This window comes from Salinarchaeum chitinilyticum (genome assembly GCF_055390775.1).
The window spans coordinates 2,968,942-2,995,680 of sequence record NZ_AP043888.1 but is presented as its reverse complement, the minus strand read 5'-3'; the positions used below and the strand labels follow the sequence as shown (position 1 = coordinate 2,995,680).

General features: G+C 67.2%; 30 protein-coding genes. 11 read left to right on the top strand and 19 right to left on the bottom strand.

Going from position 1 to position 26,739, the window contains the following annotated elements; all coding sequences use genetic code 11:
* Positions 1–19: 19 nt before the first annotated feature.
* The 6 genes from ACZ5KP_RS14565 to ACZ5KP_RS14540 all read right to left on the bottom strand — a co-directional run bounded on the left by ACZ5KP_RS14565 (position 20) and on the right by ACZ5KP_RS14540 (position 3,989).
* Positions 20–847, bottom strand: coding sequence for a DUF6159 family protein (locus ACZ5KP_RS14565; RefSeq protein ID WP_460918599.1), 828 nt, complete (start codon positions 845–847; stop codon positions 20–22).
* A gap of 80 nt (positions 848–927) precedes the next feature.
* Complete coding sequence (locus tag ACZ5KP_RS14560; protein WP_460918598.1) at positions 928–1,494, bottom strand: GTP-dependent dephospho-CoA kinase family protein; 567 nt, start codon at positions 1,492–1,494, stop codon at positions 928–930.
* Between the two features lie 6 nt (positions 1,495–1,500).
* Entirely contained in the window at positions 1,501–1,698 is a 198-nt protein-coding gene (gene spt4 / locus ACZ5KP_RS14555; RefSeq protein ID WP_248516073.1) for a transcription elongation factor subunit Spt4, read from the bottom strand.
* Positions 1,698–2,276 carry a DNA-directed RNA polymerase gene (locus ACZ5KP_RS14550; RefSeq protein ID WP_460918597.1) on the bottom strand — a complete coding sequence of 193 codons (579 nt, stop codon included), beginning with the start codon at positions 2,274–2,276 and terminating at the stop codon, positions 1,698–1,700. Before ACZ5KP_RS14550 ends, spt4 begins: the two co-directional genes overlap by 1 nt.
* Positions 2,277–2,293: 17 nt before the next feature.
* Entirely contained in the window at positions 2,294–2,710 is a 417-nt protein-coding gene (locus tag ACZ5KP_RS14545) for a PIN domain-containing protein (protein ID WP_460918595.1), read from the bottom strand.
* 40 nt (positions 2,711–2,750) lie between these two features.
* Positions 2,751–3,989: a translation initiation factor IF-2 subunit gamma gene (locus tag ACZ5KP_RS14540; RefSeq protein ID WP_460918594.1), complete on the bottom strand. Its 1,239-nt coding sequence runs from the start codon at positions 3,987–3,989 to the stop codon at positions 2,751–2,753.
* Between the two features lie 191 nt (positions 3,990–4,180).
* On the opposite strand from ACZ5KP_RS14540, the gene ACZ5KP_RS14535 reads away from it, so the two are divergent.
* Positions 4,181–5,179 (top strand): DUF5787 family protein, encoded by a 999-nt coding sequence (locus ACZ5KP_RS14535; protein WP_460918592.1) that lies wholly within the window; start codon positions 4,181–4,183, stop codon positions 5,177–5,179.
* Positions 5,180–5,193: 14 nt separating this feature from the next.
* Here the strand turns inward: ACZ5KP_RS14535 and ACZ5KP_RS14530 are convergent, their stop codons facing one another.
* Both ACZ5KP_RS14530 and ACZ5KP_RS14525 read right to left on the bottom strand, forming a co-directional pair.
* Entirely contained in the window at positions 5,194–5,391 is a 198-nt protein-coding gene (locus tag ACZ5KP_RS14530) for a hypothetical protein (RefSeq protein ID WP_460918590.1), read from the bottom strand.
* 36 nt (positions 5,392–5,427) lie between these two features.
* Positions 5,428–6,462, bottom strand: coding sequence for a phosphoribosylaminoimidazolesuccinocarboxamide synthase (locus ACZ5KP_RS14525; protein ID WP_460918589.1), 1,035 nt, complete (start codon positions 6,460–6,462; stop codon positions 5,428–5,430).
* A gap of 279 nt (positions 6,463–6,741) precedes the next feature.
* Between ACZ5KP_RS14525 and cofH the strand changes: the two genes are divergently transcribed.
* Positions 6,742–8,184 carry a 7,8-didemethyl-8-hydroxy-5-deazariboflavin synthase subunit CofH gene (gene cofH / locus ACZ5KP_RS14520; RefSeq protein WP_460918587.1) on the top strand — a complete coding sequence of 481 codons (1,443 nt, stop codon included), beginning with the start codon at positions 6,742–6,744 and terminating at the stop codon, positions 8,182–8,184.
* 181 nt (positions 8,185–8,365) lie between these two features.
* Positions 8,366–9,304, top strand: a complete 939-nt coding sequence (locus ACZ5KP_RS14515; RefSeq protein ID WP_460918586.1) for a cell division protein CdpA domain-containing protein — start codon at positions 8,366–8,368, stop codon at positions 9,302–9,304.
* A gap of 121 nt (positions 9,305–9,425) precedes the next feature.
* Here ACZ5KP_RS14515 and ACZ5KP_RS14510 read toward each other — a convergent pair whose 3' ends face one another.
* Positions 9,426–11,231 (bottom strand): helix-hairpin-helix domain-containing protein, encoded by a 1,806-nt coding sequence (locus ACZ5KP_RS14510; protein WP_460918584.1) that lies wholly within the window; start codon positions 11,229–11,231, stop codon positions 9,426–9,428.
* Positions 11,232–11,253: 22 nt separating this feature from the next.
* On the bottom strand, positions 11,254–11,697 hold the full coding sequence (locus tag ACZ5KP_RS14505; protein WP_460918583.1) for a DUF5788 family protein: 444 nt from the start codon (positions 11,695–11,697) through the stop codon (positions 11,254–11,256).
* A 104-nt stretch (positions 11,698–11,801) separates the two neighbouring features.
* On the opposite strand from ACZ5KP_RS14505, the gene ACZ5KP_RS14500 reads away from it, so the two are divergent.
* Positions 11,802–12,305 (top strand): DUF5518 domain-containing protein, encoded by a 504-nt coding sequence (locus tag ACZ5KP_RS14500; protein ID WP_460918582.1) that lies wholly within the window; start codon positions 11,802–11,804, stop codon positions 12,303–12,305.
* An 81-nt stretch (positions 12,306–12,386) separates the two neighbouring features.
* Here the strand turns inward: ACZ5KP_RS14500 and hflX are convergent, their stop codons facing one another.
* The gene (gene hflX, locus ACZ5KP_RS14495) at positions 12,387–13,697 is read right to left on the bottom strand and encodes a GTPase HflX (RefSeq protein WP_460918580.1); all 1,311 of its coding nucleotides are present in this window, start codon (positions 13,695–13,697) and stop codon (positions 12,387–12,389) included.
* Between the two features lie 141 nt (positions 13,698–13,838).
* Here hflX and ACZ5KP_RS14490 point away from each other — a divergent pair, with 141 nt between their 5' ends.
* Positions 13,839–15,023, top strand: coding sequence for an NAD(P)/FAD-dependent oxidoreductase (locus tag ACZ5KP_RS14490; RefSeq protein ID WP_460918579.1), 1,185 nt, complete (start codon positions 13,839–13,841; stop codon positions 15,021–15,023).
* A gap of 30 nt (positions 15,024–15,053) precedes the next feature.
* Here the strand turns inward: ACZ5KP_RS14490 and ACZ5KP_RS14485 are convergent, their stop codons facing one another.
* The 7 genes from ACZ5KP_RS14485 to ACZ5KP_RS14455 form a co-directional block, all read right to left on the bottom strand.
* Positions 15,054–15,431, bottom strand: a complete 378-nt coding sequence (locus ACZ5KP_RS14485; RefSeq protein ID WP_460918578.1) for a hypothetical protein — start codon at positions 15,429–15,431, stop codon at positions 15,054–15,056.
* Positions 15,432–15,498: 67 nt separating this feature from the next.
* Complete coding sequence (locus ACZ5KP_RS14480) at positions 15,499–15,921, bottom strand: DUF7124 domain-containing protein (protein ID WP_460918576.1); 423 nt, start codon at positions 15,919–15,921, stop codon at positions 15,499–15,501.
* A 133-nt stretch (positions 15,922–16,054) separates the two neighbouring features.
* Complete coding sequence (locus ACZ5KP_RS14475) at positions 16,055–16,258, bottom strand: hypothetical protein (RefSeq protein ID WP_460918575.1); 204 nt, start codon at positions 16,256–16,258, stop codon at positions 16,055–16,057.
* A 131-nt stretch (positions 16,259–16,389) separates the two neighbouring features.
* A complete protein-coding gene (locus ACZ5KP_RS14470; RefSeq protein ID WP_460918574.1) occupies positions 16,390–16,923 on the bottom strand; it encodes a DUF5815 family protein in 534 nt (177 codons plus the stop codon).
* Between the two features lie 161 nt (positions 16,924–17,084).
* The gene (locus ACZ5KP_RS14465; RefSeq protein ID WP_460918573.1) at positions 17,085–17,894 is read right to left on the bottom strand and encodes a DUF7847 domain-containing protein; all 810 of its coding nucleotides are present in this window, start codon (positions 17,892–17,894) and stop codon (positions 17,085–17,087) included.
* A 102-nt stretch (positions 17,895–17,996) separates the two neighbouring features.
* A complete protein-coding gene (locus ACZ5KP_RS14460; RefSeq protein ID WP_460918572.1) occupies positions 17,997–18,413 on the bottom strand; it encodes a DUF7124 domain-containing protein in 417 nt (138 codons plus the stop codon).
* Positions 18,414–18,526: 113 nt separating this feature from the next.
* Positions 18,527–19,768, bottom strand: coding sequence for an NAD(P)/FAD-dependent oxidoreductase (locus tag ACZ5KP_RS14455; RefSeq protein ID WP_460918571.1), 1,242 nt, complete (start codon positions 19,766–19,768; stop codon positions 18,527–18,529).
* Between the two features lie 366 nt (positions 19,769–20,134).
* Here ACZ5KP_RS14455 and ACZ5KP_RS14450 point away from each other — a divergent pair, with 366 nt between their 5' ends.
* The 4 genes from ACZ5KP_RS14450 (at position 20,135) to ACZ5KP_RS14435 (ending at position 23,500) form a co-directional block, all read left to right on the top strand.
* On the top strand, positions 20,135–20,719 hold the full coding sequence (locus ACZ5KP_RS14450) for a DUF6149 family protein (RefSeq protein WP_460918570.1): 585 nt from the start codon (positions 20,135–20,137) through the stop codon (positions 20,717–20,719).
* A 166-nt stretch (positions 20,720–20,885) separates the two neighbouring features.
* Positions 20,886–21,779 carry a homoserine kinase gene (locus ACZ5KP_RS14445; protein ID WP_460918569.1) on the top strand — a complete coding sequence of 298 codons (894 nt, stop codon included), beginning with the start codon at positions 20,886–20,888 and terminating at the stop codon, positions 21,777–21,779.
* Positions 21,780–21,926: 147 nt separating this feature from the next.
* Positions 21,927–22,496 (top strand): (d)CMP kinase, encoded by a 570-nt coding sequence (cmk, locus tag ACZ5KP_RS14440; protein ID WP_460918568.1) that lies wholly within the window; start codon positions 21,927–21,929, stop codon positions 22,494–22,496.
* A gap of 2 nt (positions 22,497–22,498) precedes the next feature.
* Positions 22,499–23,500, top strand: a complete 1,002-nt coding sequence (locus ACZ5KP_RS14435) for an RNA-guided pseudouridylation complex pseudouridine synthase subunit Cbf5 (protein ID WP_460918567.1) — start codon at positions 22,499–22,501, stop codon at positions 23,498–23,500.
* 20 nt (positions 23,501–23,520) lie between these two features.
* Here the strand turns inward: ACZ5KP_RS14435 and ACZ5KP_RS14430 are convergent, their stop codons facing one another.
* Complete coding sequence (locus ACZ5KP_RS14430) at positions 23,521–23,835, bottom strand: CGCGG family putative rSAM-modified RiPP protein (protein ID WP_460918565.1); 315 nt, start codon at positions 23,833–23,835, stop codon at positions 23,521–23,523.
* A gap of 969 nt (positions 23,836–24,804) precedes the next feature.
* Between ACZ5KP_RS14430 and ACZ5KP_RS14425 the strand changes: the two genes are divergently transcribed.
* A complete protein-coding gene (locus tag ACZ5KP_RS14425; RefSeq protein WP_460918564.1) occupies positions 24,805–24,927 on the top strand; it encodes a hypothetical protein in 123 nt (40 codons plus the stop codon).
* A gap of 188 nt (positions 24,928–25,115) precedes the next feature.
* Complete coding sequence (locus tag ACZ5KP_RS14420; RefSeq protein WP_460918563.1) at positions 25,116–26,459, top strand: alkaline phosphatase family protein; 1,344 nt, start codon at positions 25,116–25,118, stop codon at positions 26,457–26,459.
* The last annotated feature ends 280 nt before the right edge of the window (positions 26,460–26,739 follow it).

The following is a 26,739-nucleotide window of genomic DNA, read 5'->3' as shown; positions in this document are numbered from 1 at the left end:
GCGGCGGCGCCGGCAGCACTCAGTCGTCGTCGAGGACGGCCCGGGGACCGAGCTCGGCGAAGGGACCGACCCGTCGGTCCTCCGTCGCGTACTGGTACAGCGCAGTCTTCGCGACGGCGGTGATCACCTGGCTGAAGACGATGGCACCGACGACGAGCACGAACCCGGCGGCCCCGGCGAGCAGCGCCATCGGATTCGACGGTGCGAAGAAAGCCCAGCCCATGCCGATCGCGCCAGCGACGACTGCCGGGAGCATCACCAGACCGACGCCGAAGGAGACCGTGAGACTCTCGCCCCAGGTGTCTTTGAACGTCTCCCCGCTCCGTCGGAGGGCGGCGCGAACGCTCTCGTCGTCCTCGAGGACGAGCACTGGGACGACGAAGAACGTCAGCAGCGACCAGGCCAGGTCGAAACCGAGCCGCGCGAGCGTCCCGAGACCGCCGAACTTCTCGTCGAGTACGTAGAGTGCGGTGCCGACCGTCGCGGCCGTGACCGACCAGATCGCGATCGTGCGTCGCGCTTCCCACGCCGCCCGGAGACCGTCCCGGACGGTCGGATCCTCGCCGGCGAAGTGGCGCGCGGCGACGTGGACCACGGCGGCGTTGAAGAAGGTCCCGAGCCCCGTCGAGATACCGAACCCGACGAAGATCGCGCCGTAGCGCACCAGGTCGTTCGTGACGATCGGCGCGACGAACCCGTACTGCAGTGCCAGACCGGCAGCGACGGCGAAGCCGCTGCCGACCAGCAGGAGGCTACACAGGGGGAGGAGGACCAGCTGTGGACGTGCGCGGAACACGTCGAGGCTCCCGTCCACGACGGAGAGCCCGCGGCTGAATCGACCGGACATATCGTTAGTTCCTACGGGCCACGCGCACATAAAAGGAGACGAACGATCCCAACGCCTGCAACGGTGAGTAACGACGCAGTTCAGACGCCGAGGATCGCCCGGGCTCGCTCGACGTCGCCCTCGAAGGCCGACAGGAGCTCCCGGAACGATTCCTGGTGGGCCTCGGTCACGTCCACGGCGACCATCCCCTCGTTGGGCTGGCCATAGACCACGGTTGCGCCCAGCGGTGCGGCGAGGACGACCGGTACCGTCGCGAGATCCTCCTCGCCGTCGACGACGATCGTCGTGGGACCGTCACTCGCCAGCGCGTCGGCGATCGCCGTCAGGAGGTCGGTCGTGATGACGCCCGCGGGGTTCGTGACGGTGACTTGGTTCGGCCGGGCGTCCAGCCGATCGCGAACGTCGTCAGGCGCAGCTTCGCGCTTCGTCCGCCCGTCGACGAACGCGATCGATGGCTGGTGGCCGGCTTCCTCGAAATGGTAGGTGACGATATCGCCGACGGTGACGATCGGGCCGTCGTGCTCGGCGAGCAACGCATCGACGTCGGTGAAAACGGGACCGAACGGGTCTTTGAACTCCCCGCGAGCGGCTTCGGGGAGCTCGAGTACGACGTCGGGTTCCGTGGGATCTCCCTCGGCACCCGGCATCGGACGTTATCGGACCTTCAGCGCGTAGGCACCGGGCTCGGTGACGCCCATCGCCTCTGCGATCTCGCTCTCTTCGGGATGCGCGACGATGACGTAGCCGGCCCAGTCCTCGGTGAGCGAGGAGGAGCCACACGTCGGGCAGGCGTCGACGTCGGGGTCCACGACCGAGTGACACTCCCGGCAGACGAGGCGATCGTCTGCCATTACTGCTCACCCGTTGCGACGTCGGCGTCGTCGGTCTGACGCTCGGCTTCGAGCCAGCCGTGCTTGCCCAGTCCGGGCTGCTTGGCCGTGAGGCCGATCTTGGAGTCCCGGGGGTTGCGCTCGTCGATGGACTTCGTGACGATCCGGGCCCGGACGGCGTCTCCCTCCGCGAGCACGCGGTTGGACTCGTTCGAGGCGAGCTGGCGGTTCTCGCCGTCGTAAGCGAGGTACTCGTCGGAGATCTGGGAGACGTGGAGCAGCCCGTCGACGGGGCCGATCCCGACGAAGGCGCCGAACTCGACGACCTCGACGACGTTGCCGTCGACGACCTCCTGCATCTGGGGGTCGAACGTGACCGCGTCGAACTCCGCGGTGTAGTAGACGCCGGGGCGGTTCGGGAGCACGCGGCCCTCGCCGACGTCGTGGACCTCGGTGACTGAGACGACCGAGCCCAGATCCTCGTCGACGAGCCCTTCGAGCTTGTCCTGGAGCAGTCGCTTGACGAGCTCGGGCGTGACGTTCGCGAGCTCCTCGGGCGGTACCTCGACCGTGTCGGTGACTCTGACCCGTTTGTACATTGGTAGATGAGTGGCAGCTACGGTTCGGTTATGGCCAATTTATCGGTCCCCCGTAAACTAAGTACCGAAACGCCCGCGTCGAGGACCCGGTCGCGGAGCGGCAGATCGTTCGTCACGACGAAGTCGGCGGTGCCCTCGCGGGCGAGCTCGACGATCGCGTCGTCGGCCTCTGCAGCCTCGGTGTCGACGGGCATACAGCGATCGGTGGCGAGATCGTGGCCCACGCTCGCCGCGATCGACTCCTCGCCGCCGCCGGCCTCCGAGAGCCGGCGAAGCTCCTCCAGAACCGCCTGGGGAACGATCGGCTCGAACCCAGCCTGCTCCCCGTCGGCGCTCGCGCCGCCGAGAACGCGATCGAGCTCCTCGAACAGCCGAACGTCGAGTTCGACGGGCATCATGAGTGCGTTCGTGTCGATCGCTACGGTCCTGGTCATATTCAGTAGTCGGTGCGTGGAGGACCGGCCCGGTGGCCGATCAGTTCGTCAGGGTGCCGATCCCGATGAGTCGCCAGCGCGAGCCGACGCGGCGGTTGATCGCGATCGTCGCGCCCTCCTCGGCGCAAACCGGGCGCTGGAGCGCGACCTCTGCCTCGTCGCCGCGAGCGCTGGTGACCGAGCCGACGGTCGTCGCCGTACCGACGGTCATCATCAGCGGCTCGCCGGTGGTGATCTCGTCGACCTCTTCGTCGTCCATGTCGCCGACGACGCGGTCGAGCAGATCGACGGACATCGTGAACTGCTCCCAGGTCGGGGGCAGCGCGCCCTCGTGACCGGCCACCTGGCCGGCGAGCGCGTCGCCTTTCGTCAGGCTGGGATCGAGCCCGGTCCCGACGCCGAGCAGTCCGCCGGGCGTCGCCTCGTCGACTGGCGTCCCGCCGGCCTGGATCGATCGAACCGTCGTCGTGATCGGCTCGTAGCGCGTCTCGCCGCCCTCCTCGACCTCGCGGCCGGGACGGACCTCGATCTCGTCGTCGACGTTGAGCGTCCCCTCGACGAGACTTCCACCGAGCACGCCACCGAGGAGGTCCTCCCAGGTGGTGCCGGGTCGGTTGATGTCGAAGCTCCGCGCGATCTGCATCCGCGGATCGGCGTCGGAGTCGCGATCGGGCGTCGGGATCTCCCGCTCGATAGCCTCGATCAGGAGGTCCATGTTGACGCCCTGCTGGGCGGAGACGGGGACGATCGGCGCGCCCTCCGCGACGGTGCCCGCGACGAACTCCTCGATCGCCTCGTGGTTGGCGACCGCCTGCTCGCGGTCGACGAGGTCGATCTTGTTCTGGGCGATCACGAGGTTGTCAAGCCCCATGATGTCCAGCGCCATGAGGTGCTCCTCGGTCTGGGGCTGGGGGACGTCCTCCGTTGCGGAGACGACCAGCACCGCGCCGTCCATGATCGCCGCACCGGAGAGCATCGTCGCCATCAGGGTCTCGTGGCCGGGTGCGTCGACGAAGGAGACGGTCCGCAGTACGTCGGTCTCCACGTCGTGGTCGGCACAGTCCTCGGCGACCGTGTACGACGCGGTGCCCTCGCAGTCGGGGCACTGACGGAACGTCGTGTCCGCGTAGCCGAGCCGGATCGAGATCCCGCGCTTCATCTCCTCGGAGTGCTGGTCGGTCCACTCTCCAGAGAGGGCCTGGACCAGGGTGGTCTTCCCGTGATCCACGTGGCCGACCAGCCCGATGTTCACCTCCGGACGTCGGTTGCTACCTGCCATATGAGCGAGTAATCGTGTGCAATCTTCGCTCCGTCCGATTCATAAAGGTGCTGTTCTGGCCACGGGCCTGCGTGCGAATGGCTGGGCCGTCGGTCCGGATCGGCTGGCCGGCGCCCTGCATCGGTTCCTGAACGTCCGTCACTACCACTGCGCACCGCGTGCTTATACGGCAACGGCCCCGAACCGCCCCCGTGCGCGAGTTCGGCTTCGAACTGTCGCTGTGTGCCCACCTCGAAGCGGCCGGAACACCGGGGCCCGAGCATCGCGATTCCACTCCGGCGATCGTCGCCCGGCAGCTCGGAGGCGGCGTCGCCCGGCCTGGCGGGCGCGTGCTGGATACGGTCCTCGTCGAGCCCGGGCCGTCGTACGACGAGCGAACGGCGATCACGTCCGAACGAATCCCGCAGGCGGCGATCGACGCGGCGCTCGGACCCGGACGGGCGCGGCGGGTGACCAACGCGTTCGACTGCAGACCCGATCGTGCCCGGTCGATCGCCGAGCACGCGGCGGAGATCGGCTTTCTGGAGCTCGAACGTCGGTCCGGACAGCTCCACGCCCGGCAGACCGCCCGCTATCCCTCGAACTGGTTCGGCGAGATCGTCGGAATCGAGAACAAACCCGACCTCGGGACGCCCGGCGCGCTGGAGGCACAGCTCCGGACCGACGTCAGCCTCGGGCTCGTCGATCGGATCGTGCTGGCGACGGAGAGCTACGTCACCGGGGCCCACCGAAACCGGATTCCCGACGGGGTCGGTATCTGGCGGTTCGACCCCGGCGCCGGCGACCTGACGGTCCTCCGAGAGGCAGCAGAGCTGCGAGTCGACGAACCGGGCGTCGAGATTCTCGACCAGAAGCCCGGGCGATCCGACGTAACGGTCGTCGCTCCGGACGAGAAATTCCGGGCACGGCGACGGATCGCCGAGCGCGCGTACGGCAAGGGCTGGCGGACGTTCGGGTTCCCGGAGTGTGCGGAGGTCAAACCCCGAGCCGAGTACGACGGGCAGCTCCCCTGGTGTGAGTGGAAAGGCCGCATCGTCGATCCCGCCAGCGAGTGCGGGCCCGAGTGTCCGGGGTTCGAATCGGCCGACGCTCCCGAGGTCGATCACGACGCAGACCGTGCATCGGCGTCACCGTGGGTCGCGAATCCGGCGGGGCGCAAGCGGAGCCAGGTCGGGCTCGATCGCTACTGATCGGGTGGGAACCGTTACTCCGCGTCGTCCTCTCGCTGGTAGTCCTCGCGAAACCGGTACGCGATGAGCACGACGGCAAGCATCCCGAAAACCAGGGCTCCGATCGCGATCCACTGGTCGTCGAAGCTGCCGCCCTCCGCGATCAGCAGATAGCTCAGGCCGGCAAGAGAGAACAGTACCACGAATCGGCTCAGATCGTTGAGGGCGCTCATGCGGTACGAAGGAGGTCCAGTCGTGTAGGGGTTCGCTCAGAGCTCCCGGATCGCCCCGACGGCGTCGTCGATCGACGGCGCGTCGAATCGCTCCTGGCCGACGTAGGCGTTCGTCCCCGCGGCGTACATGTCACGAGCGACCTGGAGAACCTCGGGATCGAGCGGTTCGGGACGCTCCTCACAGAGTCCTTTCCAGTCGGCCACGCCCTCGGCCTTGGCCTGCGTCTTCGCTGTGCCGACGGCATCGACCCACGCTGGCTGCGTTCGCTTGTGGTACTGCCGGAGCACCTCCTTGGAGAGCTGCTGGCCGTCGTAGGCGAAGCGGTTCTCGTCGAACGTGCCGACGACGTCGGCGACGAGGAGGTCGCCCTGGTGGTAGACGACCTCGATCTTCCCGTCCTCGTGGGTGAACCCCCGCTCGGCCGCGCGATCGGTGACGAGCCGGTTCACGTCGCGAGCGAGCGCGTCGAGGTCGGCGATCGAGGCCGCGCCCGCGATGAGGTCGGCCTCCTCGCGATCGAGATAGCGGTCGGACTCCTCGTACTTCGTGGAGAACTCGACGATCGGCTCGGCGAGGTCGACGGGCTCGTCGGGCCAGCCCTCGCCGACGAGGTCGTCGAGACCGTGATCGGCGGGGTCGGTTCGCGAGCGGAGACTCGATCCGATCGGGACCGAATTTCGGAAGACGATCTCGAGGGGAACGACGTAATTCTCCGCGGCAGTCTCGTGGTAGGCGTCGTAGTCGTAGTTCCGGCCGTCGCGTGGGAGATCCGGGATCTGGGAGAGCGCGATCGCCATCTCGCGTGGCGCGCCGTCGACGTCGCTCAGTGGCAGGGGCTCGGTATGATCCTCCGGGACGACCCCGCGGTAGTGCGTGCCGACGCCTTCTGCCTCCAGCAACTCGAAATTGAAGGCTCCCATCGTACACAGCGAATCGCCCTTGTCGGGGATCGGGTCGGGCATCTTCCCCCAGTCGAACACCGAGTAGTCGTCGGTGAAGTAGAAGGCGCCGCGACCGAGCGCCGTCGCGGTCGCGTCCTCCTCGATACGGAACTCCTTGACGCTCGTCATGGTCGAACGGTCCCCGCCCGCTACAATAAGGGTTGCAGTCGGCGACGATGCACGGATCGTGGGAGAAACTGGGACGTCGAACGACGAACCCACGGCGAACAGAAATTTTTCGATTGTAGCAGAATATCTCTAGAACAGGCAATACCTTCAGCTGCGATGCAGGTCGCACCGAGTCCCGGCAGAATGGGCCGCGATACCGGACTCTCCGCGTCCGTGCAGCCGGCGTGCACTGCCGGAACCACCTTTGTTTTACCCGTCGGGGTTTGTGATGGTAGCATAATGGGCGACGGGTTCATCTGCGGCGTCGACGTCCCCGAGGAGGGCGTCTCCGTCTCCTTCGATCACCTTCCCTGCACCGACCAGAGCTTCGAGAACGCCCTCGAGCGGGCCCGGAGCGGCGATCGGCTCTCCGTCGAGGACGGCGTCGAACTCATCACAACCGGGACCGACGAGCCCGGCATCGACCCCGAGCGCAAGGAGCGCGTGCTCGAGATCGCGGACCGCCGGCGTGCCGAGGAGGTCGGCGACGAGGTCACGTTCGTCGCGAACCTGAACAACAACGTCACGACGGCCTGTAACACCGGTTGTCTGTTCTGCAACTTCAAGGACCGATCTCAGAAGTTCCGCACGGAGTACCAGGGCGAGCACGGCGGCTTCACCAAGACGCCCGCGGAGTCCCGTGGGATCGTCGAGGACGCACTCGATCTCGGCATCTACGAGGTCTGTTCGGTCTCCGGGCTGCATCCCGCGTTCGCACTCGACGACGAACACCGCGAGATCCTCGAGGCGAAGGACGACCCGACGATGGTCAACTACCGGCCACCGTCGGCCTACGACACCTCACCGGGCACCTACGTCGACCAGATTTCGGCGATGAGCGTCGAGGACGTTCACATGCACTCGATGACGCCGGAGGAGGCCTACCACGCCCAGCGCGGCGCAGACTGGGACTACGAGGAGGTCTACGGTCGTCTCAAGGACGCCGGGCTCGACTCCGTCCCCGGGACTGCCGCGGAGATCCTCGTCGACGAGGTGCGGGACGTGATCTGTCCCGGGAAGATCGACACCGAGGAGTGGATGGAGGCGATGCACGCCGCCGCCTCCGTCGGGCTCGACACGACAGCCACGATCATGTACGGCCACGTCGAGAACGCGATGCACCGCGTGCTCCACCTCAAGCGAATCCGCGACCTCCAGGAGTGCACCGGCGCGATCACGGAGTTCGTGCCACTCTCCTTCGTCCACGAGGAGACGCCACTGTTCGAGCGCGGCTACCTCGACGGCGGCGCCAGCACCGACCAGGACGAGCTGATGATCGCCGTCTCGCGGCTGTTCCTCGACAACGTCGAGCACATCCAGTCCTCCTGGGTCAAGTACGGCGACGCACAGGGACTGAAGATGCTGAACTGCGGCGCCGACGATTTCATGGGGACGATCCTCTCCGAGGAGATCACCAAACGCGCCGGCGGCGACTACGGCGAGTTCCGCTCCGTCCAGGAGTACGTCGACATGATTACCGCGATCGGCCGGACGCCGGTCGAGCGCTCGACGGACTACCGACAGCGCCGCCGGATCGATCCCGACGCCGAGACGATCGGCCCGACGCTCGGCCCGCGCGCCGACGGCTCGCCGATGGTCGAGCAGTCCCAGTCGACCGACGGCTCTGGGAACGAATCGGGAACATCGAACCCCGCACCCGCCGCCAACCGGAGTATCGACTGAGGGCGGTTCGACGCTTGCCGCCAGGAGAATAGACGCTGGATAGACGCATCGTTCCACGGCAGTCGCTGGTCACACAAGACCTGGGCTGCAGCGCGCCGTGAGCGGGGGTCCGTCCGCACGCCCGCGTGCATGACGCGCGTCTGACGGGTGCTTTTGGTGGACGGTACCGTACCCGAGGAGTATGACCGGTCTCGCTGACGCCTACACCGACGACGTCGGGGCGCTCCAGAGCGACACCCGGCTGAAGACCGGCGTGGCGCTCCTCGGCGTCGGAATCGTCCTGAGCCTGCTCGCACTCGTCGTCGCGATGGCCAATCCGACCCAGTGGGGTGCCCGCCGACTCGCCGGCGTGCTCGGCGGCCTCGCCGCGCCCGCACTGGCCGGCGGCGTCGTCGTCATCCTGCCCGCGAGTCCACGGCTCCGCGCTGCCGCGGCGATCGGTGCGAGCCTTACGCTGCTGGGCGTCGCGAGCTTCTGGCGGGCCTACCCGGATCACTGGCTCGGTCACGGCGAGCAGCTGACCCCGTACGTCACCGGGATCTACTTCGTCGGCATGCTGACCATCGCGCTCTGTCTGTTCGCCGGCATCGCGACGTTCAAGCGCCGGAACGACCCGGGTGGCACCGTCTCGCTACGCGTTGGCGAAGGGAAGACGAAGTACGTCGAGGTCGAGAAGGAAAGCGGCGGTTCGCTCGGTGGCGGCGTCGGGCTCCTCGGCAGTACGCCCGATGGCTCCGTCGAGACCCAGACCAACCGGCCGAACGAGCAGGACGCGGACGACTCCACGGGTGCTACTGGTCGTGGTTCGTCGACGAATCACACCCAATCGACCACGAGCCGATCCAGTTCGACGGGGTCCAAGCCGGCGACTGGCTTCGGAACCGCAAGCGACGGTGGCTCCGGTGCGGAGACGCTGCAGTCGCCGAAACCGAAACGTGACGGCGGGGCACGAAGCGACAGTGGCCCCTCGGCAGACGTCGCGGACAAGTACTGTGGCAACTGCGAGCACTTCGAGTACGTCCGGACGGACCAGGGGATGACGCCCTACTGCGGCCACCGCTCGGAGTACATGGACGACGTCGAGGCCTGCGACGACTGGTCGCCGAACGCCGGCCGATAGCTCGACGCGCCCAGCTACACTTTTCCTCGCACCGTGTCACCCGGCGAGAGCGTCGCTACGGAGCGATAGACGTCCGAAAAAAACCGCTAATCTACGGTGAACAGAACCGTCGCGAGCCTCCTCACTCGAGGAACGACCTGACTGCGTCCGCGTCCCACGCGTTGAGCACGTCAGCAGACTCCGCCCAGCCACGGCGAGCGGTGTGGACGCCGTAGCGGACGTGACCGAATTCCGGCGTGGCGTGGGCGTCGGTATCGATCGCGATGGTCGCGCCCTCCTCGATCGCGACCTGGACGGCCTCGCCCCAGAGATCGAGCCGAGCGGGGTTGGCGTTGATCTCGAGGGCTACGCCGTGCTCGGCAGCGGCTTCGCCGAGCCGCCGTGCGTCGAACTCCATCCCGGAGCGCTCGTTCAGCAGGCGACCGCTGGGATGGCCCAGGATATCGACGTGTGGATGCTCGATCGCGCGAATCAGCCGGTCGGTCGCCTCGCCGTCGAGCCCGCTGTGGGGCGAGGCCACCACGACGTCGAGCTCCGCGAGCACGTCGTCGGGCGTCGAGAGATCGCCGTCGGCGTCGACGTTGGCCTCGACGCCGTGGAACACCTCGATCTCGGCGTCCGCCGCGACCTCGGCGACGGCGTCGGTCTGCTCGAGGAGTTCTTCGTCGTCGAGACCCATCCCGGCGACGACGCCCGGCCCCTCCGCGTGGTCGGTGATCGCGACGTAGTCGTGACCGAACGCGGCGGCACCCTCGACCATCGACGCGATCGACTCCCGGCCGTCGGACCACTCCGAGTGGACGTGGAGGTCACCGCGTACGTCGCCCTCCTCGAGAAGGTCTGGGAGCGTCCCCTCGGCGGCGGCTTCGATCTCGCCACGACCCTCCCGGAGCTCCGCGGGCATCCAGGGAAGGTCGAGAGCCTCGTACATCGATTCCTCGGTGTCGCCGGCGAGGTGCTCGCCGGCGTCCCGGGCGTCGCCGGGCTCCACGTCGGGATCTGAGATATCGAAGGCGCCGTACTCGTTGAGCGAGACGTCCCGGTCGAGCGCGTAGTTGCGGAGCTGGACGTTGTGCTCCTTGCTCCCGGTGAAGTACTGGAGCGCGGCGCCGAACTGGTCGGGGCGAACGACGCGGAGGTCCGCCTGCTGCCCGTCGATCCGGACGCTCGCCTTCGTGGTGCCGGCCTGGAGCTCCTCGTCCGCGAGGTCGAGAAACGCGTCGACAGCAGCCTCCGCGTCGTCGGGATCGGTGGCCACGAGCACGTCCACGTCGCCGATGGTGGGGAGCCAGCGGCGGATCGATCCCGCGACCTCGGCCTGCTGGACCACGTCCGCGTCGCGCATCTGCGCGAGGAGGTCGTCAGCGACCGGCCGTGCATCACCAAGACGCTCCCGACCCTGAGCCTCTTTCGCGAACGCGAGATTGTCGAGGATGTTCTGCTCGGTCTTCGCGCCGAACCCCGAAACGTCCTGGATCTCGCCGGCCTCGGCGGCGGCTTCGAGGTCGGCGAGCGTCCGGACCCCCAGCTCACGGTAGAGCGTGCCGACCGTCTTCGGCCCGACGCCCTCGACGGCCGTGAGGTCTTCCATGTCGACGGGCAGCTCCTCGCGGAGTTCCTCGAGTTCCTCGATGCGGCCGTCCTCGACGTAGGAGACGATCTTGCTCGCGATCGCGTCGCCGACCCGGTCGATGTTCTCCACGGCCTCGGGGTCGTTGGCCGCGAGCGCGGCGACGGAGCCGGGATACTCGCGAACGTTGTCCGCCGCGCGGCGGTACGCGCTCGGCTTGTACTCGACGTCCTGGGCCTCGAGGCGATCCGCGAACTCCTCGAACAGGCTCGCGATCTCGTCGTTCGTGATCCCGGTGGGATCGACGTCCGGTGCGTCCGTCGCGTCGTCGGATTCGTCGGCTGTGTCTTCGCTCATGATGCGTAGCTGTGGAAACCGTTCACGGCCCCTGTCGTCCCCGCGCTTCCTCGGAATCGCGTCCGAGCGCCTGTTTCAGGAAGGACACCCAGCGTTTCTGGTCGGCCGCTTCCTTGCGCTCTTGCTCGCCCTCGATGTCCGTCGGCCCCAGCGACTCGAGGGCGTTCAGTGCGCGGTCGATGCCGACGATGGCGTTCGCGAGCTGCTCGCCTTCGGCCTTCGAGATGTCGGCCTCTTCGAGTCGCTCGAGGCGCTCCGTGCGCTCCCGTCGGAGGTTACGCTTGGCGCGATCCACGCGGTCGCGTTCGCCTGCCGGGATCGTGTCCCGCCGGGAGATCTCCATGACGAACTCGCGGAGGTCGACGGGCTCCCCTTGCACGTCGACCGTCTCCGGGATCGACGCACCGACGGTCGCGCCGTCGCGATCGACCCGCGCGAGGAGCTGTTTCCGCTCGTACGGCTTCACGCGCGACAGTGGGACAGCCAGCGGCAAAAGTCCGCGGGGATCGGCGGTCGTCGGGACGCACGCTCCGTTAGTTTGAACAACGTGTCGGCGGAACAATCGATAGAATGGCGGAAACGCTCGACGGACCCCGCACGACGATCCGGGATGCGCGCCGCGAGGTCGGGTTCGGGACGGCTGTGATCGTCGGTACGATCGTGGTCGTTCTGATCGCCCTCCTCCAGAGCGACCTGACGGGCGCGACGAGAAGCTACGAGTTCGGGTCGGCGACGATCGTCGGCGGCGCGATCACCGGTGCCGTCTACGGGGCTCCCCGGCAAACCGCCGCGAAAGCCGGTGCGCTGGCCGGTGGGCTTCCCCTGCTCGTATTGGGTACGGCGTTCTACGCTCTCGGTATCGTACCCGGAACCGTCGGTGCCTCCACGGGCTTGTCGTCGATAGCTGTACCCTTGTTCTTCCTCCCGTTCTTCTTCCTGGTGTTCGCACTCCTGAACGCGTTTGCGGCCGCGTTCGGCGGCGTCTCGGCCTACGTCGCCCACTGGCTCGTCGAGGCGGTACTCGAATCGAACCGGTCCGAGACACGGCCGACGGTCGAATCGCTCCGAGGCTAGCCACCCTCGACCACCAGTCGGTCGTCGGGCGGCCCCAGTTCGGTCGAGAAACGACGATGCAGGGCTCGGCGGCCGGCGCCGTCACGCCGACTCCGCCGGCGGACTCAGCCCCGCCGCCTTCGAGCGGGACTGCTCGACGACGGCCGGCCGCGCAGCGAACTCGACGAGCACGTCGTCGTCACCGTAGGTCACGTCCTCGACGCGAGCGTTGTCGTGGAGCCAGGAGACGACGGACATCGTGTCGTCCGTCATCGGCATGACGAGGCGTTCCTCCTCGAGAGGGGGTAACGCCGCGCGGATCCGCTCGCGAAGCTCGTCGACGCGCTCCCCCTCCTTCGCGCTGACGACGACTGGATGGGGAGCGAGCGCGGACAGGGCCTCGCGCTTGCGATCGAGTTCCTCGTCGTCGACGTCGTCGATCTTGTTGAGGACGGTGACGATCGGCGCCTCGTTGCGCTCGTAGAGCACGTCGTGAGAGGTCACGAGCTTCTCGCGGATCGACTCGACGGACTCGGTGACGTCGACGACGAGTAGCACGAGGTCCGCGCGGTAGGCCGCGTCGAGCGTCGACTTGAACGACTCGACGAGCCAGTGTGGGAGATTCGAGATGAAGCCGACGGTGTCGGTGATGAGGGCGTCGCGGTCGCCGAGGTCCGCGCGGCGGGTCGTGGTGCCCAGCGTCGTGAACAGCTGGTCCTCCGACTTCGCCGTCGAGTCGAGATCGGCGTGGAGCTCCTCGTTCTCGTCGACGTCGAGGTCCTCCGCGAGCCTGCGAAGCAGGGTGGACTTTCCGGCGTTGGTGTAGCCCGCGAGGGCGACGAGGTCGAATCCGGATTCGCGGCGCTGCTCGCGACGGTGTTGCTCGGTCTGCTCGATCTGATCGAGTTCGTCGCGGATCCGGGAGATCTGGGCCTTGATGTCCTGCTCGCGGGACTCGTCGTACTCCCCCAGTCCCATGAACCCGGGATGTTCCTCGCGTCTCGCGAGACTCGTCTTCGCCTCCGCCCGTGGCAGCTCGTAGCGCAGCTCCGCGAGCTCGACCTGAAGCTGTGCGGTCCGGGTCTCCGCACGCTGGCCGAAGATCTCCAGAATGAGGGTGAATCGATCGTGTACCTCGACGCCCTCGGGCAAGAGCTGGCCGAGGTTGTACGTCTGATAGGGACCGAGTTCGTTGTCGAAGAGCACGGTGTCCGCGTCTTCGCGCTCGACGATCCGGGCGAGCTCCTCGGCCTTCCCCTCGCCGAACTCGAGGGCGGAATCCTCGGTGCGGGTCTGGGTGACGACCGCCGCCACCTCGTAGCCCGCAGAACGGGCGAGGTGCTCGATCTCGTCGGTCTCTGGCTCACCAGCGTCGGCGCGTTTGGCGACGACGGCTTGGTCTGTGGCTGACACTCGGGTGGTCTCCTCCGTACCCCCAAGTTGGGCCTCCTCCACCATAAACGCGGGGACGGCTCGAAGAAGCTGGACTGCGCGCCGAGTGGGCCACGCTCCAGTACGCGGCACACCTAACCCGATGGCCGACAAGTGGTAGCCATGCGCGTTCTCGTGCTCGGCGGCGGCTACGCTGGCGTGACTCTCGCGCGGAAGCTCGAACGTCGGCTCGGTGACGACCACGAGCTGCTCGTGGTCGACGACGACGGCCGACATCTCCTCCAGCACGAACTTCACCGCGTCGTCCGGCGTCCGGCGCTCGCCGACGACATCGAGATGGACGTAGAACCGATGCTCGACGGCGCTTCGGTCCGGATCGGCCGCGTCGACGCGGTAACGCCCGCAGATCGAACCGTGACACTCGAAGACGGTGACGAACTGCGCTACGACGCCTGCGCGGTCGCGGTGGGCGCAGCGCCGTCTATGGCCGTCGAGGGCGTGAGAGACCACGGCGTCCCGCTCAAGCGGATCGACGACGCACGACGGATCCACGACCGGGCGAGCGAACTGCTCGAAACCGGCAGCGCGTCGGCAACCGAGCACGCGAACGTCGTCGTCGCTGGCGCCGGGCTCTCCGGCGTCCAGGTGGCGGGAGAGCTCGCGGCACTGTCCGAGGAAACGGCCGGCACGAGCGGTGCCGCTGGCGCCACGACGCCGATCGACGTGGCGGTGCTCGAACAGCAGTCGAGCGTCGCGCCGGAGTTCGAGGCACCGTTTCGCGGCGCGATCCGCGCGGCGCTCGACGATCGCGGCGTCGACGTGCGGACCAGCGCCACCGTCGAGCGTGTGACGGCGGAGACGGTCGAACTCGACGACGGGGAATCGATTCCGCACCACCTGCTCGTCTGGACCGGCGGCATCACCGGACAGGACGCGCTCGATGGGGATCGGCCGATCGTCGACGCCCGGCTCAGACTCGGCGAGCGCACGTTCGGGCTCGGCGACGCCGTCCGCGCGATCGATCGCGACGGCGAGCCCGTCCCCGCGACGGCACAGGCCGCGGTCCGGGCGGCCGACACCGTCGCGACGAACGTCGAGCGCGTGCTAGAGGAGGACGATGGGACGTTCGAGCCCCGGCTCGAACGGTTCGCGTTCGATCCGCCAGGGTGGGTCGTCAGCGTCGGCGACGGCGCCGTCGCCCAGGTCGGTCCGACGGTCGTGACGGGGAAAGCGGCGGTCGCGCTCAAGACGAGCGTCGGCGTCGGCTACCTCAGCTCGGTCGGCGCGCTCCGGGATGCCGTCGATCTCGTGAACGAGGAACTCGGGCTGGGAATCGGGACGAACTGATCGGCAGTAACGTCGGCAACGAGACGTCGATCAGGCGCCGGGAATGCCGTAGGCGCCGATGCCACCGACGCCCAGTAGGTCGAGGAGCGCGAGCGCGACGACCGCCGCGACCCACGCGAACAGCCCGATCATCCCGGCACGGAGCCAGCCGGTCTCGTACCGCCAGCCGACGACGCCGATCCAGACGACGAGCGCGACGAGCGAGCTGAGATTCCCGGCGATCGCCAGTTCCGTGAAGAGAAAGTTGACGAGCGCCCAGGCGAGTGCGCCCAGGACCGCCGTCACGATCGCGTGAGCGTAGTTGCGCGACGCGAGTCCGAACATCGATCCGACGTGGATCGCGAGCCCGCCGATCAGGATGCTAACTGCCAGAACGAGGATCGACGACTCGGCGCCAGTCGTAGCCATGGTCGATGGGTCGAGCGGCTGGCTGAAAAGCCCCGGTGTCTTCGGTGGGGCCGATGTCCGTGGTTACTCAGCGCCCGAGCGCGTCGCGAAGCCGTCCCAGAACGCCGCCGCTTTGCCCGGCCGCGGCGTCGTCGGGGGCCTGCAGCTCCCAGTCAGCCCGCTCGGCGGCGTCCTCGACGTGCTGGAACTCCCAGTTCCGGCGATCGGCCAGTTCTGCCTGGCCGTCGACGCCGACGAGGACGTGGCGCTCGGTGCGGTAGTTGCCCTTGACCGCGTAGAGCGTCTCGGCCGGCGGGCGGGTTCCGGAGAAGAAATCCAGCCGAATCCGACGCTCGCGGGTGAAGGAGAGCGCGCCGTTCGGCGTCGCCGAGAGCGCCCCGACGTACTCGCTCCACTCCCGGGCGTCGTCGATCGACCCGCGAGGATCCTCGAGGCGCTGGAGTGCCTCCAGCGAGAAGGCGAGGGTCATGTCGCTGCTGCGCTCGGCCATCGACCGGGAGGAATCGCCGGGTGGGGAAAAACCCCGCGTCGGGCGGCCACGACTCGAACTGCAATCGGCGACGGTCAGCGCAGACGGATCCGGTTGACTGGGCGGCCGATCCCTCGCAGACGAATCGGCAGAATCAGACCCGGTAGCGGTAGGGCCGATCCCGGATCACGTCGACGTCACCGCTGTCGGCGCGCCGGCCGAGCACCGTCGCCACGCGATGAGCGCTGTCGATCTCGGGATCCTCGAGATCCTCGAGGATCTCGCTCGCGGTGAGCGGCTCGTCGGCCTCTTCGAGGATGCGGCGGATCTCCTCGAACTCGCTGTGACGGGCGGCCATTGGGAGCTATTAGCGCGTGCTACTGCATAAAATCGCGTCAGACGCTCGTCAGACGGCTGCGTGGGCTACCGGTTTCCGGCAATCGATCCGGGAGGTGCGACCAGACAGACGGTCGCGCTCGAAGCGGGTGGTCAGAGCGCGGCGTCGTGTTCGGACTCGAACTCGCGTTCCTCGCGGTACTGCTCGACGAACGCCTCGACGTCGAACTCCTCGAGGTGCTGTTCGAAGACGGCGGCGTGGTCCTGGTCCTCGGCGTGGCTGATCGCGTGGTCCATCAGCTCGATCAGGAGTTCGACGACGATCTCGTGGAGCCGGCGGTCGTCGAACTCGGTGACCCAGACCATCGCGTAGCCCACCTCGCCGTCACTACTGGCGTCGTGGGTAGCGACGTGCTCCGGGAACTCCTCGATCACCGCACCCATGACGTGGGGCGTGCCGAACGTCTCGAACTCGTCCTCGACGTCAACGACGTTTTCGAGGATCTCGACCAGGAACTCCGGGACGAACCGCGACGGCGGGTGGAGGTCCATCACCACGGCGTGGTCCTCGCCGCAGGCGCAGTGGAACTCCCGCATTCCGAGGTCCAGTTCCTGTGGCGAGATCGTCTCACCGCAGGGAAGTTCGATCGCCCCGCCCCGGCTACCGGGGACGCGCGGCTCGGTCATGGGCGCGCTTCGTGGCTGGGCTGGATAAAGGACGCGTCTCGGGGTCGCGCTCGACAAATCGACAAATCGAGAGAGAGAGAGTGCGTGTGTGGGTGTGTGGGTGTGTGGGTGTGTGTGAGAAATCGAACCGAACGAATCCTCGGCGGAGCGTGGGCGGATAGCTAGTTCCAGGCCTCCGCGTCGCCGAAGTCGCCGTCGGGGTCGTCTGCGGCCACCTCGTTGCTGGCGCCGACGTACGCGCGGGTCAGCATCGCGAGGGTGAACATGCTCCCGACCGCGCTGAGCGTCGCCGAGACGATGCCACCCGCGGCGCCCGTCAGTACGAACGAGACGACGGCAGAAATCGCCCCCATGACGAGTCCGACGACGATCAGGAGAAGCACGAGGAGGAGCGTCTGCAGGAAGTTGTCGGTGACCGTGTCGATGGAGCTACCGAACGCCGAGAAGAAGTTCTCCTCCTCGACGACGACCGCGATCGGGAAGAACAGGAAGAGGAAGAACACGACGAGACCGGGGACGAAGAAGAAACTGAAGCCGATCAGCAGCATGATGACGAAGAAGATCCCGCCGACGAGGAGGTTGATCGTGTTCCAGACCAGCCGCGAGGTGTCGAGGTCGCCCACGCTCGATGCTTCGCGTGCGAACGCATCGATCGCGAGCGCGGTCACGACGGTCGCTCCGATCAACGCGGCGAACAGCAGTAGCAGCGCCGGGACGAGATCCAGCCCGAGCGCGAGCGGAAGGTCGTTCAATAGCGGATCGGTCTGGTCGACGAACTCCTGATAGTCCTCGGCGGATTGCTCCTCGCGGACGAGTTCGCGAAGCTCCTCGATCGCCAGGCGAATGAGGTCCTGGAGCGCCGCTGTCTGGACGATACTCGCCACGGCGTAGAGCCCGATCACGAGGAGGGCGGCCTGCGTGGTGATCCGGTCGACGGCTTCCGAGAGGGCGTTCCCTGCATCTACTGACATCTGTATCGGCGACAACGACTGGGACGCACAAAAAGGGGGACGGCGCGTTGCTGGAACTGAAACTCGACCGGCGGGCGTCGACGCCAGTGAGACGCGCTCAGGTCAGGGCCAGTCGTCGCGCTCGGGCTGTTGAACGGGCGCGGCGTCGGCCTCGGGCGCGTCCTCGGCGAGCGTCCAGTCCGCGGCCTCTGCAGCGTCCTCGACGGGGAGATACTCCCAGCCCTCCGACTCGGCGAGCGCGCGGTCGTCCTCGTCGGTCCCGACGAAGACGTGGCGCTCGGTGTCGAACTGCTCGCGGACGCTCTCGAGGCTCTCGGCCTTCCCGCGCGGCCCCGAGAAGAAGTCCTGCCGGATGCGATGCTTGCGAGTGTAGTTCGTCACGACGTACGTCGGCTCAGCGGAGACGACGCCGACGTACTCGCTCCACTGCCGGGCGTTCCCGAACGCCGCGTCGGGCTCGGCGAGCGCCTGCAGCGCCGTGAGCTCGAACGCGAGCGTCATGTCCGTGCTGCCCTCCATGCGTCAACCGAGCCCTGACGAGCGGAAAACCATGTCGGTCGGCGACGCAACGATCGGAAGCAAGCCTGCTAGGGTCGGTGGGGCCGGCAGCAGCAAACGGGATCCTTGGCGATCTACTGCTGCTGGGCGGGCGCGATCTCGTCGGGATCGACGGACTCGGCGAGGAGCGCCTCCTCGTGGCCCCGGACGTCACGCTCCTCGCGAGCGAGTTGCTTGTACGCGCTCTGGGGAGCGAGGTCGCCGATCAGCACGCCGCCGACGATTTGGCCGTCGCGGATCGCGAGCCGCCGCCACTCGCCCTCGTCGTAGGAGCGCTCGACGTACTCCTCGCCGCGGGTGGGATGGCCGAAGGAGAGGAAGGGGAAATCGAAGTGCGTGATTGAGTAGGAAGAAACCCAGCGGAAGGCGTCGGCCTCGTCGTCGGCAGCCATGTTCTTCCCGGCAGTCTGGCCCTGCTCCTTCGCGGAGCCCCACGATCCGTTCTGCTCGTAGGAGTTCGTGATCGTGTCGTAGAAGCGAGTGAGGTCGCCGGCGGCGTAGACGTCCTCGAGGTTCGTCTGCATGTACTCGTCGACGACGACGCCGTCGTCTCGTTCGAGCCCGGTGCCGTGCATGAACTCGAGGTTGAAGTCGAGACCGATCGCGACGCCCGCGAACTCCGCGTCGTAGCGGTCGCCGTTGGGGTCGACGGCGGCCTCGACGTGGCCGTCGTCGTCCACTTCAAAGTGGTCGACGCCGGAGTCGAACACCGGCGTGACGCCGAGTTCGCGGAGGCCGTCGTGGATGATCTCCGCGCCCTCCTCGCTGAGCGCGTAGCGCCACCAGCACTCACCGCGCATGAGGTAGTTCGCGTCGACGTCCTGTGCGCCACAGACCGCGGCGAAGTCGATGCCGAGCAGGCCGGCGCCGACGACGACGCCCTTGTCGGCGGCCTCGGCGGCCTCGCGGATCTTCCGCGCGTCCTTGAACGTCCAGAAGTGGTGGATCCCGTCGGCGCCGGCGTTGTCGACGGGGAGCTGGTTCGGCGTTCCGCCGGTGGCGACGAGGAGTTTGTCGTACTCGAGCACGTCGCCTTCGTGCGTGTGAACCTCGTGCGCGTCGGGATCCACCTCGGTCACGTGCGTATTGAGAGACAGCTCGATGTCCCGTTCCTCGTACCATCCGGGCTCGTGGATGGAGATCGGTGCCTCCGGGAGCTTCCCCTTGGCGTGTTCCTTGATCAGAATCCGATTGTAGAGTGCCTCCCCCTCATCGGTGACGACGGTGATGTCCGCGTCGGGAGCCTCCTCGCGGAGCGTCTCCGCCGCGGAACTTCCCGCGATCCCGTCACCGATGATCACGTACGAAGCAGCCATGTCGGTGGCGTTAGTCGTCGGCCTTGAAGTGAATTGCTATCCGCGCGAATACGGCGGTGCCCCCGATTTCGACAGTTCCGTACGTTCGTTCGATCCCCTCCGCTCAGTTCGTACTTCCTGCGACAAACGTCCGCAAATTGTTGCGACATGTGCACCCATTTCACACGGTATCGGATGGCGTGAATTGGTGCGAGTCGACCCGAACTTCCGAGAGAAAGAGAGCGAGTGTGAGAGCGAGTGTGGGAACGAGTGTGAGTTACGCAACCGCGGAAGCGGAGTGGTAGAGAGGTGGACCAGCGACGACGAAAGCGAACGACGACAGCCGATGACGGGGAGTTCAAGAGTCTCGACGCCTATCGATCGCGTATGAAACTGCGCCAGAACGCGCGCCACTGGGCGTTCAAGGCGGCGCTCACCGCGCCGGTCGTCGGCGGCTTCACGCGGCGCAAGCTCGTCGACATGCACACCGGGATCTTCCTCGACAAGGCCGAAGATGGACGTCGGGAAGAACGGCGCGACCACCTCGACGCGCTGTTCGACGCGACGACGGACGCCTACGTCGCAGCACTGCGTGCTGGCTACCCGGAGGCGGAGGCCCGAGAGATCACGCACGTCCAGGCGAACTTCGACTTCTACAACCACGGCTGGACGGAGATGATGGAGATTCCGATCGAGGAACTCGAACCCCACTACGAGCGTTACCGCGCGTTCTTCGAATCCCACGGGATCACGATCGACGACCCACTCGGGGCGTTCGAACCCGCGGGCGGACTCCCCGACGCACCCTCGACCCCCGAGAAGCTCGACGATCCCGAGCATCCACACGCGGAGAGCGGCTTCGCCGACGACGCCTACGTCGAGACCGAGGACGGCGAACTCGTCGTCGGTGGCCAGGACCAGCCGAGCGACGTCACCGCTGGCGACGCACCGGGCGTCGAGTCCGGCGAGTGAGCATGCTGGCCTGGGTGATCGACACAGCGATCGACACGCTACCCACGCCGACGAAGCTGCGGTCTTGCGCGAAACCGCTGGACGATCCGGTCGCCCCATCGGATCAGTCACCGGCGTGGGGGAGCGTACCAACGGCTTTTTGAAGGCGTCGGGCTATCGCCTGCGTATGATTACCGTGCGGGCGCCAGCGACGAGTGCGAACCTCGGAAGCGGGTTCGATGTGTTCGGCGTCGCGCTCGGTCGGCCGGCAGACGTGGTCCAGGTGGAGAAAGCCGAGGAGACCTCCATCGAGGTGACCGGCGTCGGGAGTCGGTTCATCCCCGAAGATCCGGAGGGCAACACCGTCGGCGCCGTCGCGAAGGCGCTCGACGCGCCCGCCCACATCAAGATCGACAAGGGGGTCCGCCCGGCGTCCGGCCTGGGCTCGTCTGCGGCGAGTGCGGCGGGAGCGGCGCTCGCACTCAACGAGCTCTACGACCGTGGCCACAGCCGGAGCGAGCTCGTCCCGATCGCCGCGGAGGGCGAGGAGCTGGTGTCGGGCGAGGCCCACGAGGACAACGTCGCGCCCGCACTCCTCGGCGGGTTCACCGTCGCAGCCGGCGACGTCGGGGTGACGGCAGTGGACGCGCGGATTCCGCTCGTCGTCTGTCTCCCGGAATCCGTGGTATCCACGCGCGACGCACGCGACGTCATTCCCGATCGGGCGACCCTCGACGAGCTCGTCGGGACCGTGGGGAAGGCCGCGACGCTCGCCGTCGGCATGTGCCGGGACGACCCGGATCTCGTCGGGCGGGGCATGCACGACGACGTCGTGAGCCCGGCACGCGCAGAGCTGATCGACGGCTACGACGAGGTCCGCGACGCCGCACTCGACGCCGGTGCGACCGGCGTGACGGTCAGCGGTGCCGGGCCGGGCGTCATCGCCGCGTGCTATCCAGGGCGGCGCCGTGCCATCGCCAGTGCGATGGTCGAGGCATTCGACGACCGCGGCGTCGAGTGTCGCGCCTACCAGACCGCGGTGGGACCAGGCGCGACGGTTCACAGTCCCGATTCGGAATGACGCCATAGTCCCGATTCGGAATGGCGGTACAGTCCAGGTTCGGAATCACGCGGCGATCGGCGTCGTCAGCCATTCATCGGGACCGTCTCCACACGTTTCGCGCCGGCTATTCACAACGCCTTTGAGCCCGCCCGGCGCAGTCGTCGTATGTTCATTACCGTCTCCGGACCACCCGGAAGCGGCAAGAGTACCACCGCCGCGGCGCTGGCCGAGCAGTTCGGGCTCGAGCACACCAGCGGCGGTGACATCTTCCGCGGACTCGCCGAGGAGAAGGGGATTTCGCTGGCGGAGCTCAACAGCCGCGCGGAGACCGATCCGATGATCGATCGCGACCTCGACCGGCGGCTCCACGAGATCGCCGTCGATGCCGAGGACCTCGTCCTCGAATCCCGCCTCGCGGGCTGGCTCTCCGGCGACCACGCCGACTTCCGGATCTGGCTCGACGCGCCCGTGGACGTTCGCGCAGAGCGCATCGCGGACCGAGAGGACAAACCCGTCGAGGTCGCTCGCGAGGAGACCGTCGAGCGCGAGGCGAGCGAGGCCCAGCGCTACCTCGAGTACTACGACATCGACATCGGAGACCTCTCGATCTACGACGTCACGCTGAACACAGCTCGTTGGGGCGAAACCGAGGTGCCCGAACTTCTCGCCGCTGCGATCAAGCGCCACGACCCCCAGGAAGACGAGGGGAAGGTGCCGGTCGGCTTCGAACTCTGACCATGCGCGGGCCCCCGGAGGATCGTACCCCCGCGCAGCTGCTCTCCTTCGGGGTCGTCAACCTCGACAAGCAGCCCGGCCCGTCGGCGCACGAGGTCGCCGGATGGGTCCGGGACGCCGTCAACGATGCGCTGGGCAGTGGCGAACTAGCCGGCAGCCGACCCGGCGATCCAGCGCCGATCACCGAAATCGATGGGGCAGCCCACGGCGGGACGCTGGACCCGAAAGTCACCGGCTGCCTGCCGATCCTGCTGGGTGACGCAACGCGCCTCGCGCAGGTCCTCCACCGCGGCGCGAAGGAGTACGTCGCCGTGCTCGAACTCCACGCCGATCCGCCGGCGGATCTGGAGGCGATCGTCGCGGAGTTCGAGGGGCCGATCTACCAGAAGCCGCCGCGCAAGAGCGCCGTCAAGCGCCAGGTCCGCGTGCGAGAGATCTACGACCTCGACGTGCTCGAGGTCGATGGCCGACGGGCGCTCCTCCGGATCCGCTGTGAGGGCGGTACCTACGTTCGGAAGCTCTGCCACGACCTCGGACTCGCGCTCGGCACCGGCGCGCACATGGGTCACCTCCGCCGGACCGGCACGACTCCCTTCGACGACGCCTCCCTCAATACGATGGAGGACCTCGTGGACGCGCTCGCGTACGCTCGTGAAGCTGAGGGGTCGGGGCCGGACGGAGAGTCGCCGCCGATCGACCTCCGCGACGTCGTCGCGCCAGCCGAGCGCGCCCTGGCGCACCTCCCAGCGATCACGATCGCACCGAGTGCTGCCGAGGAAGTCGCTCACGGTGCGCCGGTGTACGCTCCCGGCGTTCTCGACGGGCCACACGGAGGCGATTTCGAGGCGGAGCTGAATCCCAAGGGGGTCGCCGACGACGCGGACGACGCACCGCTCGTCGTCTGCTACACCCCCGACGACGCAGCCGTCTGTCTCGGTCGGCTGGTGGGCGATCCCGACGCGAACGAGGGCGTCGTCGTCGAGCTCGAACGGGTCCTCGTCTGAGAGGTCCGACGCACCTCCCCTTACTCCGCCAGCACCTGAACGCGCACGACGTGTCCGCCACAGCCACACTGTTCGACGTACTCGTGCTCGATCGTCTCGCCGAACTCCGCGTCGAGGTGTTCGTAGAGGTACTCCGAGGGATGACCGTGCTCGCCGTGGGTCACGAGGTTGACGTGGTTGCCCGGAACCGTGTGCTCGATCGCCTGGACCGCGCCGTCGAGGACGAGGTCGCGGTCCTCCGCGTGCTCGGGCTTCTCGAGGTTCGCCGACCAGGAGTTGTCGTGCCGCTCGTCGGTGACTGAGACCGCATCTGCATCCGCGGGTGTGCTCGCCATTGTAGTTCGTCGTTGGCGAAGGAGCGATGAGAGATCGTTCCCGAACCGATTCGGGTCGAATCCCTTCTGCCGGGGACCTGGTTTTCGGACGATTTGATCGTGATCTGGATCTTCTGGACTACTAGGGAAATTAGATCGGTGCGTGGGAATTAGCTGGACCGCGACCGCCTACGGAAGCCCCCTCCCGCTCGACCGTCCGCGACTCGCTGCGCTCCTCGCTCACTCCGTTCGCTGCGGTGCTTGCATCGTCGGGGACGGATCGAGCGGTCGGCCCCTTCCGGAGTACCGGAAGATCGCAGATCTTCCGTGCCTCGCGAGAGCTTCGCTCTCGTTCAGTCCCATCCTGTGAATTCCCACCGAGCGCAACACCCCGGTGGACCACGTCGGCGCGCGCTGGCGCCGGCTGCGAGCCCCGAAGCGGGCGAGCGGCCGCGCCAGCCAGCGCGCGAGGGCCGAGCGATGCTGGATCGGAGATCCAGCAAGTCTGAGGCTTCGCCTCAGGCAGCGCAACGAAGTGAGCAGCGCAGAAGGCTGGGGAGGAATGAGGCGGGTAGGACATCGAAAGGGGCAGGGCGACTCGGCTGTCCCCGGGCGACGTAAGCACCGCAGCCGACGCGAACGGAGTGAGCGAGGCGAGGAGCGCAGCGAGCGTCACGCGAACGAAGTGAGTGTGACCTCGAAAAACGAGCGAAGCGAAGTCTTTCGGTGCTGAGCCGAGCGAACGCGAGGCGAAGCCCGTCGGAGCTCGCTCCGACGGTGACCGGGATATCGAGCGCCCTGGGGCTTTCGGAGGCCCTCGATTTCCAAATGCCGCCGATCCCACTCTGCTTTCTCCAGTTATCGAGTACACACGCACCTCCAGATCACCACCATACAGAGCGGGGGATACGTTCCAGTTATCCAGCCCGGACGGACCATGTTTTATGATTATGGGTAATTATTTGGGTGCGTCCACCGTACGTGTACTCGATGGCAGCCAAAGAGCACCCCCGGGACGCGCCCGGTATGGCCCACCCGACGGTCGTGCCCACGAACGCCGAGCACGAGGAGGAGTGCCCGGAGTGTGGCACGCGGATGGACGACGAAGAGTAATCACGGGGACCCACGGTCTCGAAGCGCTAGCTCGCGGCACTCACTGTTCGGTTTCTCGGTCGTTCTGTGCAGTTCTCGTCGCGATCACGTCCCGTCACTCTCCGGCAAACCCGGCCGCAGTCGGTGACGATCCACAGTCGCGGCGCCGAAACCAAGCGTTTTGTACCCGCTGACTGTACCCGGCCCACATGGGGCTGTTCGACCGGCTCGGCGGTGACGACGCACCGCGAGTCGCATTCATCGGTATCGACGGCGTTCCCTGGAGTCTCATCGCCGACAACCCCGGCGAGTTTCCGAACCTCACCGCCCTCGCCGAGGACGGCGCTGGCGGCGCGATGGAGAGCATCGTGCCGCCCGAATCCAGCGCGTGCTGGCCATCCCTGACGACCGGCGTCAACCCCGGCGAGACGGGAGTGTACGGCTTCCAGGACCGCGAGATCGACTCCTACGACACCTACGTCCCGATGGGCAACGACGTCCAGGCGACGCGGGTGTGGGACCGGGTCACCGAGGACGACCGGAAGGCCACGGTGATGAACGTTCCCGTGACCTTTCCGCCACAGCGCAACGTCCAGCGGATGGTCTCGGGCTTCCTCTCGCCTGACGTCGACAAGGCGGCGAACCCGGAGGAGCTCCGGAATTACCTCGAGTCCATCGACTACAAGATCGACGTCAACGCCAAGCTCGGCCACCAGGACGACCGGACCGAGTTCGTCGAGGACGCCCACGAGACGCTCGACGCCCGCTACGAGGCCTTCGAGCACTACCTCGAGACCGACGACTGGGACCTCTTCTTCGGCGTCTTCATGACGACCGATCGGGTCAACCACTTCCTGTTCAAGGATTACGTCGAGGACGGCGAGTTCGCCGAGGAGTTCATGGCGTTCTACCGCCAGCTCGACGACTACCTCGGACAGCTCCGGGATCTCCTCCCCGACGACGTCACGCTCGTGATCGCCAGCGACCACGGCTTCACCGAGCTGAACTGGGAAGTCAACTGCAACCAGTGGCTCCAGGAGGAAGGCTGGCTCTCCTTCGACGGCGACGACCACGAAAACCTCGGCGACATCGACGACGAGACACGAGCGTACTCGCTCATCCCCGGGCGGTTCTACCTCAACCTCGAGGGCCGCGAGCCGAGAGGGACGGTCGCGCAGGAGGACTACGATACGGTCCGCGACGAGCTCAAGGCCGACCTCGAGGCGCTCGAAGGGCCCGACGGCAACCCCGTCGCCGAGCGCGTCGTCGAGGGCGAGACCGTCTTCGAGGGCGCCCACGACGAGATCGCACCCGATCTGGTCGTCATCCCGAACACGGGCTTCGACCTCAAGTCCGGCTTCAAAGGCGGTAAGGACGTGTTCACCAAGGGCCCGCGTAACGGCATGCACAACTTCCACGACGCCACGCTGTTCGTCGACGACCCCGAGGCGACGATCGCGGACGCGAACCTCTTCGACGTCGCGCCGACGATCCTCGACCTGATGGAGGTCGACTACGAGCCCGGCGAGTTCGACGGCGCGTCGCTGGTCTGACGGCTACGCATTTTCTGCTGATCGACCGACCACCCCAGAGCGCTCGGTGAACCGTTCCACCGGGGTTCGCGACCCAAAACAGAACCCAGGGTGGGATTGGAAGGGGCCAACCGCTCGCCGATCGTAACGAAGTAAGCGATGACGAGCGAAGCTCGTCAAGTGCCGGAGGAAACCTCCGGCCACCGCAGCGAGCACCGCGAGCGAGGAGCACAGCGAGTTAGGATCGGCGAGCGGGAGGGGGCTTCCAAGCAGTTTGCAATCTCGGTACAGTCGACAGTTG

Coding starts and splice junctions, on each gene's coding strand:
- ACZ5KP_RS14565 (WP_460918599.1), bottom strand. CDS start 847: ATGTCCGGTCGATTCAGCCGCGGGCTCTCCGTCGTGGACGGGAGCCTC.
- ACZ5KP_RS14560 (WP_460918598.1), bottom strand. CDS start 1,494: ATGCCGGGTGCCGAGGGAGATCCCACGGAACCCGACGTCGTACTCGAG.
- spt4 (WP_248516073.1), bottom strand. CDS start 1,698: ATGGCAGACGATCGCCTCGTCTGCCGGGAGTGTCACTCGGTCGTGGAC.
- ACZ5KP_RS14550 (WP_460918597.1), bottom strand. CDS start 2,276: ATGTACAAACGGGTCAGAGTCACCGACACGGTCGAGGTACCGCCCGAG.
- ACZ5KP_RS14545 (WP_460918595.1), bottom strand. CDS start 2,710: ATGACCAGGACCGTAGCGATCGACACGAACGCACTCATGATGCCCGTC.
- ACZ5KP_RS14540 (WP_460918594.1), bottom strand. CDS start 3,989: ATGGCAGGTAGCAACCGACGTCCGGAGGTGAACATCGGGCTGGTCGGC.
- ACZ5KP_RS14530 (WP_460918590.1), bottom strand. CDS start 5,391: ATGAGCGCCCTCAACGATCTGAGCCGATTCGTGGTACTGTTCTCTCTT.
- ACZ5KP_RS14525 (WP_460918589.1), bottom strand. CDS start 6,462: ATGACGAGCGTCAAGGAGTTCCGTATCGAGGAGGACGCGACCGCGACG.
- cofH (WP_460918587.1), top strand. CDS start 6,742: ATGGGCGACGGGTTCATCTGCGGCGTCGACGTCCCCGAGGAGGGCGTC.
- ACZ5KP_RS14515 (WP_460918586.1), top strand. CDS start 8,366: ATGACCGGTCTCGCTGACGCCTACACCGACGACGTCGGGGCGCTCCAG.
- ACZ5KP_RS14510 (WP_460918584.1), bottom strand. CDS start 11,231: ATGAGCGAAGACACAGCCGACGAATCCGACGACGCGACGGACGCACCG.
- ACZ5KP_RS14500 (WP_460918582.1), top strand. CDS start 11,802: ATGGCGGAAACGCTCGACGGACCCCGCACGACGATCCGGGATGCGCGC.
- ACZ5KP_RS14490 (WP_460918579.1), top strand. CDS start 13,839: ATGCGCGTTCTCGTGCTCGGCGGCGGCTACGCTGGCGTGACTCTCGCG.
- ACZ5KP_RS14485 (WP_460918578.1), bottom strand. CDS start 15,431: ATGGCTACGACTGGCGCCGAGTCGTCGATCCTCGTTCTGGCAGTTAGC.
- ACZ5KP_RS14480 (WP_460918576.1), bottom strand. CDS start 15,921: ATGGCCGAGCGCAGCAGCGACATGACCCTCGCCTTCTCGCTGGAGGCA.
- ACZ5KP_RS14475 (WP_460918575.1), bottom strand. CDS start 16,258: ATGGCCGCCCGTCACAGCGAGTTCGAGGAGATCCGCCGCATCCTCGAA.
- ACZ5KP_RS14470 (WP_460918574.1), bottom strand. CDS start 16,923: ATGACCGAGCCGCGCGTCCCCGGTAGCCGGGGCGGGGCGATCGAACTT.
- ACZ5KP_RS14465 (WP_460918573.1), bottom strand. CDS start 17,894: ATGTCAGTAGATGCAGGGAACGCCCTCTCGGAAGCCGTCGACCGGATC.
- ACZ5KP_RS14460 (WP_460918572.1), bottom strand. CDS start 18,413: ATGGAGGGCAGCACGGACATGACGCTCGCGTTCGAGCTCACGGCGCTG.
- ACZ5KP_RS14455 (WP_460918571.1), bottom strand. CDS start 19,768: ATGGCTGCTTCGTACGTGATCATCGGTGACGGGATCGCGGGAAGTTCC.
- ACZ5KP_RS14450 (WP_460918570.1), top strand. CDS start 20,135: ATGAAACTGCGCCAGAACGCGCGCCACTGGGCGTTCAAGGCGGCGCTC.
- ACZ5KP_RS14445 (WP_460918569.1), top strand. CDS start 20,886: ATGATTACCGTGCGGGCGCCAGCGACGAGTGCGAACCTCGGAAGCGGG.
- cmk (WP_460918568.1), top strand. CDS start 21,927: ATGTTCATTACCGTCTCCGGACCACCCGGAAGCGGCAAGAGTACCACC.
- ACZ5KP_RS14435 (WP_460918567.1), top strand. CDS start 22,499: ATGCGCGGGCCCCCGGAGGATCGTACCCCCGCGCAGCTGCTCTCCTTC.
- ACZ5KP_RS14430 (WP_460918565.1), bottom strand. CDS start 23,835: ATGGCGAGCACACCCGCGGATGCAGATGCGGTCTCAGTCACCGACGAG.
- ACZ5KP_RS14425 (WP_460918564.1), top strand. CDS start 24,805: ATGGCAGCCAAAGAGCACCCCCGGGACGCGCCCGGTATGGCCCACCCG.
- ACZ5KP_RS14420 (WP_460918563.1), top strand. CDS start 25,116: ATGGGGCTGTTCGACCGGCTCGGCGGTGACGACGCACCGCGAGTCGCA.